The organism is Streptomyces sp. NPDC046900 (assembly GCF_040644975.1).
Taxonomy (GTDB): Bacteria; Actinomycetota; Actinomycetes; order Streptomycetales; family Streptomycetaceae; genus Streptomyces.
Map to the genome: position 1 here is coordinate 1 of NZ_JBEYXD010000156.1, position 10,865 is coordinate 10,865.

General features: G+C 69.3%; 6 protein-coding genes and 2 pseudogenes. 6 read left to right on the forward strand and 2 right to left on the reverse strand.

Annotation, left to right across the window (positions count from 1 at the left end; all coding sequences use genetic code 11):
• Nucleotides 1-99: 99 nt before the first annotated feature.
• Together ABZ904_RS48955 and ABZ904_RS48960 are read left to right on the forward strand one after the other, a co-directional pair.
• Nucleotides 100-1,020, forward strand: coding sequence for a transposase (locus ABZ904_RS48955; RefSeq protein ID WP_361830650.1), 921 nt, complete (start codon nucleotides 100-102; stop codon nucleotides 1,018-1,020).
• A gap of 243 nt (nucleotides 1,021-1,263) precedes the next feature.
• Nucleotides 1,264-1,572 (forward strand): helicase associated domain-containing protein, encoded by a 309-nt coding sequence (locus ABZ904_RS48960; RefSeq protein ID WP_359410682.1) that lies wholly within the window; start codon nucleotides 1,264-1,266, stop codon nucleotides 1,570-1,572.
• A gap of 404 nt (nucleotides 1,573-1,976) precedes the next feature.
• On the opposite strand, the gene ABZ904_RS48965 is transcribed toward ABZ904_RS48960, so the two are convergent.
• A complete protein-coding gene (locus tag ABZ904_RS48965; protein WP_361830652.1) occupies nucleotides 1,977-5,654 on the reverse strand; it encodes a S8 family serine peptidase in 3,678 nt (1,225 codons plus the stop codon).
• A gap of 829 nt (nucleotides 5,655-6,483) precedes the next feature.
• Here ABZ904_RS48965 and ABZ904_RS48970 point away from each other — a divergent pair.
• From ABZ904_RS48970 to ABZ904_RS48985, 4 genes and pseudogenes are all read left to right on the forward strand, one after another.
• Nucleotides 6,484-7,137, forward strand: a complete 654-nt coding sequence (locus ABZ904_RS48970) for a hypothetical protein (RefSeq protein ID WP_361830654.1) — start codon at nucleotides 6,484-6,486, stop codon at nucleotides 7,135-7,137.
• Complete coding sequence (locus tag ABZ904_RS48975) at nucleotides 7,134-8,219, forward strand: hypothetical protein (RefSeq protein ID WP_361830656.1); 1,086 nt, start codon at nucleotides 7,134-7,136, stop codon at nucleotides 8,217-8,219. The genes ABZ904_RS48970 and ABZ904_RS48975 overlap by 4 nt, the downstream gene beginning before the upstream one ends.
• A 578-nt stretch (nucleotides 8,220-8,797) precedes the next feature.
• The gene (locus tag ABZ904_RS48980; protein ID WP_361830658.1) at nucleotides 8,798-9,883 is read left to right on the forward strand and encodes an integrase core domain-containing protein; all 1,086 of its coding nucleotides are present in this window, start codon (nucleotides 8,798-8,800) and stop codon (nucleotides 9,881-9,883) included.
• A gap of 34 nt (nucleotides 9,884-9,917) precedes the next feature.
• Nucleotides 9,918-10,568 (forward strand): annotated as a pseudogene (locus ABZ904_RS48985) (IS3 family transposase); the annotation flags it as partial.
• A 177-nt stretch (nucleotides 10,569-10,745) separates the two neighbouring features.
• Here ABZ904_RS48985 and ABZ904_RS48990 read toward each other — a convergent pair.
• A pseudogene (locus ABZ904_RS48990) lies at nucleotides 10,746-10,865 on the reverse strand (IS5/IS1182 family transposase); the annotation flags it as partial.

Here is a 10,865-nt window from a genome sequence, read left to right on the forward strand (position 1 = left end):
ACTCCTGCGCCTGCCTGACCGGACGACCCGTCAATCATACTCGGCACGGTGCAGGTCCCCGCATGCCCTACGATGCCGTGATTTTCCGGCCAGGAACAGGTGATCCGCTCCTACAAGGGCGAGATCGCCGGGCGGGTGCACGCCGCGCACTGGGCCCAGGCTGGGGTGGTGCTGGCTGCGGACCTCCTCGACGGCCGCTCCGACGGCCGCACCCATGCCCCCGACCAGATCGATCGGGCGGTGGAGGCGGTCCGCGCCGCCGGCGCGACGGGCCGGATCCTTTTCCAGGGCGATTCGGGTTACTACGCGGGCAGGGTCGCCGAGAGGATCGTGGCCGGTGGCGGGCTGTTCCGGCTCGGGGTTCCGCGCGGCAAGGCCCTGTGGCGGGCGGTGGCCGCCGTGCATGAGGACGACTGGATCGACGCCGTCGACTACCCGGGCGCGCAGGTCGCCCTGCTCAACTACGCCCCGGCCGACTGGCCGGACGGCACCCGGGTGGTCGCCCGGCGGGTGCTCTACGACGCTGAGCAACTGTCGGCCAACCCGCGCTCGCGTCGCTCGCGGACCGTGGGCAAGGACCAGCTCGCCCTGGTCCTGGACGGGATCGAGGACACCGCGTACGCCTATTCCTTCTTCGCCACCAACGAGGACCTGGACCTGGACGAGGAGATCGCACAGGCGGAGTGGGAGTTGCGCCGCCGCACCAAGGTCGAGGAGCTGTTCCGCGACACCGCCCACGGCGCGGGCCTGAGCCACCTGCCGTCGGGATCCCACGCCGTCAACAGCATGTGGATGTGGGGCGCGCTGCTGGCCTACAACCTCTCCGCCTGGCTGCAGATGCTCGCCCCCATCGGCACGGCCCGCCGTCGCATCGCCACCGTGCGCCGCCTGCTCATCGCCCGCGCCGCTCGTTTGGTGACCACCGCCCGGCGCCACCGGCTCCGGTTCGCCCCTGCCGCACGCGAGTTGATCGCCACCACGCTGGCTCGGATACGGGCCGCCGTCGTCCTGGACGCCTGACCGACCGCCTGACCGGGCCCAGCCTCACCAACCGCCGTGGAACGCCGTCCACCCGGGACGACAGCCGGGCCTCAACCCTGCCCGCACACTCTGCAGCGGCACCGACGACCGACAAAACCACTATCTGACCGGCCGTCGGCTACTACATGCGGATTCGGGTCAGAGCACATGGAAGGCCTGTGCCGCCTCGGCCGGTGGGTAAGGGAGCAACGACGCCTTTACCGATCCGGCAAGCTCCCCCAAGTGCAGCAGCAGTTGCTCAGCGCCCACCCAGGATGGGCATGGGACTGGCGCGCAGCCCGCTGGGACATGTTCCTCGCCGCAGCGATCGCATACTCGGCACGAGAGGGCCACCTGCGTGTTCCGCGCCCCCAGGTCGAAAGCGGCTTCGCGCTTGGCGAGAAAGTCGCCCACATGTGGCGAGACCATCGACTGGGCAAAATCCCACACCACCGAGTGAAGGCGCTGGAGGAACTGCCGGGGTGGGAATGGCCCACCGCCTCGTGGCAAGACGAACTTCCCCTGCCGGAAATCGATCCAGCTGCCTCCTGAACGGCCTCAGGTCGCCGAGGGCCGCGCACTCGGAACCGGGTCCGCAAGCTCAGCAGGTCGGTGCCTACCTCGCGTGCCTGGCATGTGTCGTTGACGTGGTGCCAGACGTAGTGGGCACGGTCGGCGACGACTTCGGGGTGCGTCTCAGGCTGGTCGTTCTCGGCGCCCGCTGTGAGCGCCGTTGCCGATGGTGTCGATTCTGGCCTCGACGCGGGATGTCGACTGCGGGCGCGTCCGCTGGTTGATCCGCAGAATCTGGTACCGCTGACCAGCAGCGGACGTGAAATCCCACTCCTCCGGGCATGACGCACCGCAGGGTGCCCGGTACGCCGACCGGGGGCGGGACCGTGTCTTGGCCCCGCCCCCGGCGGCTGCGTTCCGCTCTCAACGGTGGTGCGCTGGCGTCACTTCAGGCCGAAGGCCCGGGTGATGGTCTGCTCCACGGCGTTGCCGTCGGAGTCACGAGCGCTTGCCCGCAGGGTGACGAAGCGGGCGTCCTTCGGGGCGTTCAGCTCGGTCCGCCAGCCACGGCCGTCGGGCGTCCGGGCCAGGTGCGCCTGGTGCCAGGTGGCGCCGTCGTCGTAGGACAGCTGCAGGGTCACGTCGTGGAAGGCGGCCGGAGGCAGCTGCGCGTAGGCGGTCGGCCACTGACCGGGCATGGCCGGCTTGACGGTGAACGCTGCGTCGCGGCGCGCCTTGCCCGAGAAGTCCGTGTTGACGTCGTAGTCGAGCTGGACCAGCGGCAGAGGGAGGTTCTGGTACTGCCCGCCGGCCGCGGACGTGAAGTCCCAGACCGTACGAGTGTTGGTGGAGTAGGGGCTCGGCCAGGCGCCCCGGCCGAACTCCGAGACGATCCGGTACGGAAGCCGCTCGGGCTTCAGCCCGGTCGCGGAGGCGTAGTACTCGTGCGACTGGGCGAGCAACGTGTCGCCCTGGTAGATCGACGTGCTCGCCCGGAGGTCCGGGTCGGCGGCGTATCCCACGCGGTCGGCGCCCGCGTCGCCCCAGCCGGCGACGAACGCGAAGAGGGCGTCGTCCTGGCGGGACAGCATCATGCTGTCGTACGAGATGCGTGGCCGCTGGATCGGGGAGAACCAGTTCTCCGCCGTGCGGCTGCCCGCGCTGTAGTGCTTGTCCGCGGCGATGACCCGGGTCTCACCGGTGACCATCGCGCTCTCCCGGTACTGCACATCGGGGGACACGTAGTCGGTGCGATCGCCCTGGGCCTGCCCCGGAATCTCCGGCCACCCGATGGCCCACCAGTCGGACTCCGGCCACACGTCGTAGCGGAAGTCCGTTGCCGCGGCGGGGCGGTAGTTGCGGAAGGACATGTCGACCCGGGCGAGGTCGCTGGTGTCCGGACGGTAGGAGAGATCCGCCGGGATCTCGTTGTGGTACTTCCGGACCACGTCGTACAGGTACTCGGTGGTCGGGTTGGAGTACACGTCCAGTGCGGTGCCGGCCTTGGTGGCCTGGGAGATCAGGCGCTGGCCTTCCTCCTGGTCCAGCGTCGCGATGTTCACCGGCGCGATGCTGTCGAAGGCCAGCGGCTCCACGAGGCCGGGGCCGTCGTTGACGACGAGGAGCAGCTGGGCGCCCGCTGCCGCTGCGGTGGCCGCCTGGTCGGGCAGCCCCACCGTGTCGTTGCGGTCGACGACGACGGCCTTGCCGCGGACGTCCCGTCCTTCGTAGTCCGCCGCGGCGCCCTGCCCCACGTACACGGGCTCCAGCCGGTGCGAACCCTTGGACAAGGGCTTGGTCCCGCGCCGCACCAGCAGGTCGTCGAACGACTTGCCGCCCAAAGAGATCTTCAGCGCGGGCTGCTCGTTGCGCCACCGCGTACGGACGTCGAAGGTTCCCTTGGTCACCTTTGGGGTCGGCGTCGCCCAGAGGCTGTCCTCCGTGCGCGGCGCGAGGAAGGACACGACCTGGTTGCTCACACCGGGGAAGGTCCGGGTGTAGTCGACCCGAAGCGCGGTGCTCGTGGACTCCCGCGGGGTCAGCAGCTTCATCTGGCGGGCCTTGCGGGCGTCGAGCACGATGGTGGTGTCGTGGTCCAGGTCGAACTCCGGCGCCATGACCAGGGCGCGTCCGCGGGACTGTGGACCATGAACGCCCTCGACCTGCATCCACTCGCCCAGCGACCAGGTGCCGGCCGGCAGTTCGAGGGTCATCACGCCGGGCGACGTGCCGGTGAAGAGGCCGAGGGGGAGATCCCAGTTGTTCACAAGGGGGTCGGAGTCCTCGTCGGACGCCCCCATGAGATCCGCGGGGCCTGTGTAGATCGCGCCCGACCGGTCCTTGGGCACGATGGTGACCTTGAAGGTCTGGTTGGCGGTGGTGAAGCCGACGGCGGTGTGGGCGAGGCGCACGCCCGCCGCCGAGGCGTCGATACGTGCGTCGTAGTTCTTCCCCCGGGCGGCCTGGTCGACGTTGGCGGTCACGGTGACCGTACCGGTGCCGTGCGCCGGGACGGTGATCTTGTCCTGGGACAGGGTGAACAGGCCGGCGGGGGCCTTCGGGACCGAGACCGCGAGGTCCAGCGTCACCGGGGCGTCACCGGTATTGGTGTACGTCACCGTCTTGTCGGCCGTCGCGCCGGGCTCGGCGGGCCAGGGGTGTCGGCCCAGGGAGACCGTACCGGTGGCGAACAGGGTGGCCTTGGTGGCGGCCGCGACGTCCACGCGGCCGGCACCGGCCTGGAAGGCGGTGTAGTCCGGGGTCGGCTTGGAGGTGCTGACCAGGGCGTCCTTGATCTGCTGGCCGGACCAGTCCGGGTGCTCTGCGGCCAGCAGCGCGGCGGCTCCGGCGACATGCGGGGTGGCCATCGAGGTGCCGCTCATCGTCACGTAGTCGCCGGTGCCGCCGGCGTACCGCGAGCGGGCGGCGAGAATGTCGACGCCAGGGGCGGTGATCTCCGGCTTGAGCGCGCTGTCCGACCAGCGGGGGCCGCGGCTTGAGAAGTCGGCCAGCTGGTCGTTGCGGTCCACGGCGCCGACGGTCAGCGCCGCGTCCGCGGCGCCGGGCGCAGCGACCGTCTGCGAGTTCGGGCCCGAGTTTCCGGCGGCGATGGTGAACAGCGCTCCAGTCTCGGCACTGAGCTGGTTGACGGCCTGACTGAGCGGGTCGGACCCGTCGGACGGGCTACCGCCCAGGCTCATGCTGATGACCTTGGCGTGCGCGTCCCGGGCGGCCCACTCCATACCGGCCAGGATCCAGGATTCCTGCCCCTGGCCGGAGTCGTTGAGGACCTTGCCCACGTGCAGCCGGACGCCGGGGGCGACACCCTTCTCCTTGCCACCGGAGGCCGCGCCGGTACCGGCGATGGTGGAGGCCACATGGGTGCCGTGTCCGTGGCGGTCCACGGCGTCCGTGTCGGCGGTCGCCTGCCCCTGGGGGCCGCCACCGCCGCCGGGGTCCTGGTCGGGTACGAAGCTGGTCGCCTCTGCGACCTGGCCGACCAGGTCGGGGTGCCCGTCGTCGACGCCGGTGTCCAGCACGGCGACGTCCACGCCCTGGCCGGTGTTGCCGCCCGACCACACCTCGGGTGCACCGATCTGCGCGGTCGAGTCGGCGAGGGTCGCCTTGGCCTTGCCGTCCAGCCAGATCTTGGAGATACCGCCGGCCAGGGTGGGCCTGGGTGCGGGCGAGGCGAGGAGGGGGCTGCTGCGGGCCATCGCGGATGCGCTCACCTTTGAGGTGATCGCCGACCAGAACTCGGCTGCCTTGCCGTGGTCCTCGCTGAGGGCCGCGCCGTTGATGCTGGAAAGGGTGCGGACCCGGGCCGCGCCGCGTGGTGCGGCCTGTGCGCGGGCGGTAGCAGTGCGGGTGTAAGTGGCAATGAGCGGCAGCCGGTTCACCCGGGCGTCGTCGTAACCGTCGGCCACCAGCTGGGTGACGTTGAAGAGCTCCTTGTCGAGGAGCCCGGCGGAGACATACGGCGCGGCCGACTCGGGGTACACATACAGGTCCTTGCCGACCGTGTCGGTGTGCGCGGCGATGGGCTCACCGTGCGGACCGCTCACCGTCACGGTGCCGGCGCCTCCGGCGGGAGTGACCACGACCTTGTCACCGGTGATCAAGGTGACGGTACGTGGGCCGGGCTGCGGCGCCGCTGCCGCCGGGCCGGATGCACCGGCCGGCGCCGTGCTCTCCACCTGCCCAACTGGCTGCGCGTCTGCGGATGTCGTGGTCGAAAGGGACAGCATGGCCGCTGTGATGCCGAGTGCCGTCAGCCGTCCTCTACGAGAAGATATGAAGGGCAATGTGAATTCACCGCCGTGTTTGCGGGTGCAGTACCGGCAGATGATGCGGTGTTAACTTTCCGGCCAGCCATACCGGAGAGGTGTCGCCATTGGTCATGGCACAGATGCGCCAGCGGGAGGACCGAGGGCACAGTGGCAGTGCTCACCCCGTGCGGCAACGTGGGGAGGCCTCTCGGAAGCTGCTCGGCCCACGGCCAACTGAGCTCGCTGCGGGCAAGTTCGCCCCTTCCCGTCCGCATCGCTGCGGTCGACGGCACGTAGATCCGGGGCGGCAGTCAGCCGCTGACGGCTGTCCCACAAGGCTGGGGCGCCACTCGCTGGCTGTAACCGTGGTCAGGCAGAAGTTCCCTGATAGCGGTTAACGAAGTCGTGCCAGGTCAAGGTCTCGACGGTGCGCTCGGGTCGCCCGCGCCCACCAGCATGTGGCGGGTGACCGCAAAGGGGGATCTGCAGGTCGAGCCGCCACGTGGTGTCTTCACCGAGCCCGACGATCACCGGCTGGGATGCTCCCGGGGCGGGCTGACGACCAAGCTCCCTGCTGGTATCCCTGGCGAGATCGCCGCGCCTCACAGCCGGATGAACCCTCATCCTCCGTTCGGCCGACGACGGAGCGGCATCTAACCAGGCCGAGGCTGCGCTGCTCAACGTGTTTGCGGCTCTGTCCGGCGCACGGTGGATCAACAACCCGCACCACGATCGAGTCGCCGCACACAAGCCGCAGCAGCTCGTCGTCGCCACACGCTGCGGGCTCCGCGTGCCCCGCAGCCTGATCACGAACGACCCCGATGCCGCCCGCGACTTCGCCAAGCTGGTCAGCGGGCCGCTGATCTGCAAGCCGGTCCTTGGCGGACGCCTGCCGGTAGACGAGGGTCGGCAACTCATGGTGGCCACCCACTACGTCGATCCCGCGGCGTTCGACCACAGCATCCGCACCACGGCCCACTACTTCCAAGAGGCCATCGAGAAGGCCTACGAAGTGCGGCTCGTCGCCGTCGCAGACAAGGTGTTCGGCGGCACCCTGCACACGTCCTCGAAGAAAGCGCGCACCGACTGGCGCACCGACTACGAGCACATCACCTACGGCACAGTCGACGTGCCCGAGGACGTCGCCACAGCCGTGCGGCGCTTCCTGGCCTATTACGGCATCGTATTCGGCAGCTTCGACTTCGCCGTAACTCCGACCGGAGAGTGGGTGTTCTTCGAGAACAACCCCGCGGGAACGTGGGCCTGGGTGGAGAACCGCACCGGGCTGCCGATCGCCGCCGCACACGCCGACTACCTGCGAGGAGCCTGCGAATGACCTGGCTGGACAACGACACCGCGGCCGCGTTGCGGGAGGAGTTCGCCGCCGCCCTTGACCCGGCACACACCAGCGCGTGGAGGGATGCGTTCGCGTCCGTCCCCCGCCACGTGTTCGTGCCCAGCTTCTACACCCAGGGCGCCGCCGGCGCGTGGGAGCGCGTCGGGCCGGGCGATCTCGGATACCTGGAGGCCGTCTACTCCGACCACGCGCTGACGACCCAGATTGATGAGCGGGGCATCCCGACCAGCTCATCCAGCGAGCCCTCCGTCATGCTTGCGATGCTCGATGCACTCGACGCCAGGGACGGTGACACCGTGTTCGAGCTCGGCACCGGCACCGGCTACAACGCGGCCCTGCTCTCCCACCGGCTCGGCGAGCAGAACGTCACCAGCATCGACGTCGATCCGGAGCTCACCGGCGCAGCAGCGCACCACCTGGCGGATGCGAGCCTGCACCCGTTCATCGGCACCGGTGACGGCGCCGGCGGCTGGCCAGACCGCGCCCCCTACCAGCGGTTCATCGCCACTGCCGCGCTTCACGAGATCCCGAACGCGTTCCTCAAGCAGGCCGCGCCCGGCGCGGTCATCGTGGCCCCGGTCGGCTACGGCATCCTGCGGGTCACGGTGACAGCCCCGGGCCATGGCACGGGATGGTTCCTCCCGACCCCGGCCCACTTCATGCCCCACCGCACCTCGTCCGCGCCGCCTGCATTCGACGCGGCCCGGGAAGCCGCGCCCACCAAGACCACGGCAGCGCCGAGTGACGTCCTGGGACGGCTGCGGTTCCCCCTCTCACTGGCACTGCCCGGGCACACCACGTGCTCGTGGCGTGATGAAGAGGGCGAGTTGACGGCCATCGGCATCTGGACGCAGGACGGGGCAACCGCGACGGCTCACGTGTCCGGCACGGTTCGCCAGGTCGGACCGCGCCGCCTGTGGGACGTCGTTGAAGGCCTCGCCGAGACCTTCACCGGTGAACCACAGCGGCAGGAGTTCCACGTCAACATCACGCCCAGCCGTCAGATCGCCTGGTACCGGACACCTGACGGGCCCGCCTGGAATCTCCCGCAACCCCAGTGACGAGCTCCCCCTGACCGCAGCCCCCGCCCGCCCGCACGGGGCTGCTGCATTCCCACAGGCCGCACCTAACGGATAGCGCGGTCGCTCCATCCATATGGCATCCGGACATTGGAAGGGGGGTACGGGAGGACGCGCGTGGCGACAGCGCTAGTAAAGTGACCAACTTGACCTTGACGCTTCGAGAACCGCCTGGACACGCCGCTAGATGCACCACCGCCGACCACCGCCCCGCCGACCAAGCCCGACACCAAAGGGCACGTGGGCTCGTCGCCGCCGAGCTCAAGCCAGAGGCCGAGTGGCGAAGCAAGCCGACTTCCGCAGCTCGTCCACTACCGCGGCCGCCACCCGTGTCGACCCGCTGGAGGCGTACTGCCGCGCCTGCCACCGCCCCTCGAGGACGTTTCGGACCTCAGGCCCACCCGCACCACGGCGATCGCGGTGCCGGTGGGCGAGCCCGTACACACAGAGGAGGTCTTCACCGACCCGGAGTTGGCCGACGCGATCAACACCCTGTGGGGTCGGAAAGTCATCGCTGCAGGCGAGGGCGGCAATGCGGCGTCGGCTGGCATCATCTCTGCCTGATCGTTTCGCTGGTGTACAAGGTGACCCGGAAGCTGCTGTCCGTACCGGCGGTGCTGCTGCGCCGCGACACCTCCAAGGACGCCGAGCTGCTCGTGCTGCGGCACGAGAACGCGGTGCTGCGTCGGCAGTTGAAAGGCCCGGTCCGCTACGAGCCCGCGGACCGGTTCTGGTTCGCGGCGCTGTCCGCGCTGATACCCCGGCGGCTTTGGCGCACGGTCTTCCCGGTCACCCCCGGCACGCTCCTGACCTGGCACCGCCGGTTCATCGCCGCCAAGTGGGACTACAGCAGGCGGCGCTCGCGAACCGGACGACCGCCAACCAGGGAGGCGATCAGGAAGCTCATCCTTCGTCTGGCGCGGGAGAACCCCAGGTGGGGGCACAGGAGGATCCAGGGCGAGCCGGCCCGGCTCGGCCACCCCATCGCCGCCTCCACGGTCTGGGAAATCCTCCACGCCGCGGGCGTCGACCCGACCCCGCGCCGCTCCGGCCCCACCTGGCGCGAGTTCCTCACCACCCAAGCCCAAGGGATCATCGCCTGCGACTTCCTGCACATCGACACCGCGCTGGGCAGCAGGCTGTACGCGCCGGCGTTCCCCGAGCACGGCACCCACCGGTTGCATATCACCGGCGTCACCGCCCACCCGACCCAGGCCTGGGCCGTCCAACAGGCACGAAATCTCGCCGCCGACCTGGGCACGCGCGTGGAGCCACTGCGGTTCCTGATGCACGACCGCGATGACAAGTACGGCGAGGCCTTCGACGCGATACTCGCAGCCGAAGAGATGGAAATCCTCAAGAGCGCCCCGCGAGCGCCGCGGATGAATGCCCACTGCGAGAGGATCACCAGTAGCATCCGGCGTGAGGCCCTCGATCACGTCCTCATCATGGGCGAGGCCCACGCCCGACAGGTCTTGGCCACCTACAAGAAGCACTACAACGCGCATCGGCCCCATCGGGCCCGCCGTCAGCTGCCACCCGACTCGGTCCAACAGCCCGCCAACGTACACGACTTCGATACACGCAGACTCCTGCGCACCCGCGTCCTCGGCGGCGTCATCAACGAGTACCGTTACGCGGCCTGAGCAGCAGCGATGACTTTCCGAGCCCCACAGGGTATCTGTGAACACTGTCGCCAAGCCCATGGCCGAACTCGGCCTGGCCGGACGGAAGATACGCCGCAGGCGTGGGCTCACCCGTCCCGGCAGGCGGGTCGCGGCCCCGGACTTCGTGCGCCGTGACTTCACCGCCGAGGCACCCGATCAGGTCTGGTCGGGCGACATGACGGAGATCGTCACGAGCGAGGGGAAGCTCTACCTGGCCACCGTGATCGATCTGTTCTCGCGCCGCCTGCTCGGCTACGTGATGAGCGCCCGCCATGATGCCGAACTCGTCGTGGCCTCCCTGCACATGGCCGTCGCCACCCGAGGCGGCGACGTCAAGGGTGTGATCGTTCACAGCGACAGGGGTTCGGAATATGTCTCTCGCCGGTTCAAGCGGGCCTGCCGCCGCCTGGGCGTGACCCAGTCCATGGGCCGGGTCGGCTCGTGTTTCGACAATGCCGTCAGCGAGGCGTTCAACAGCGTGCTCAAGGTCGAGTACGTCCACCGGCACACCTTCGCCACCCGCACCGAGGCCCGAGTGAAGATCGCCACGTGGATCACCGGGTTCTGCAACACCCATCGGCTACACAGCGTGTGCGGCTACCGCAGTCCGATCGACTACGAACACGACCACCGGGCCAACTCCGTCCTGGAGCTGGCCGCTTAGAAGATCTCCACAGTTCGAGGGGACTGACATCCGACGTGGCTTCGGCTTCCACACCGCCTACGCCATCATCGCCCTCGTCATGCTCACCCTCGCCGGCGACCGCCCCACCCTGCCCGGCCGCCAACCCGCCACAGAATGAACCTTTCCCGGTAAGCGATCATGCCTGTGTGTAATCGTTCAGATGGTGCGGTCGTATTCAAGTTGGAGCAGGACGAGGGCTGCGGCGGCGATCTGGGTGATGCGGCTGGGATCGAGGCTGACCCGCCGCAGGGCCTTGAAGGTGGTCTTGAGCAGGGC

Bases quoted from the DNA above. Each gene is read 5' to 3' on its own strand.
- ABZ904_RS48975 (WP_361830656.1), top strand. From the start codon at position 7,134: ATGACCTGGCTGGACAACGACACCGCGGCCGCGTTGCGGGAGGAGTTC.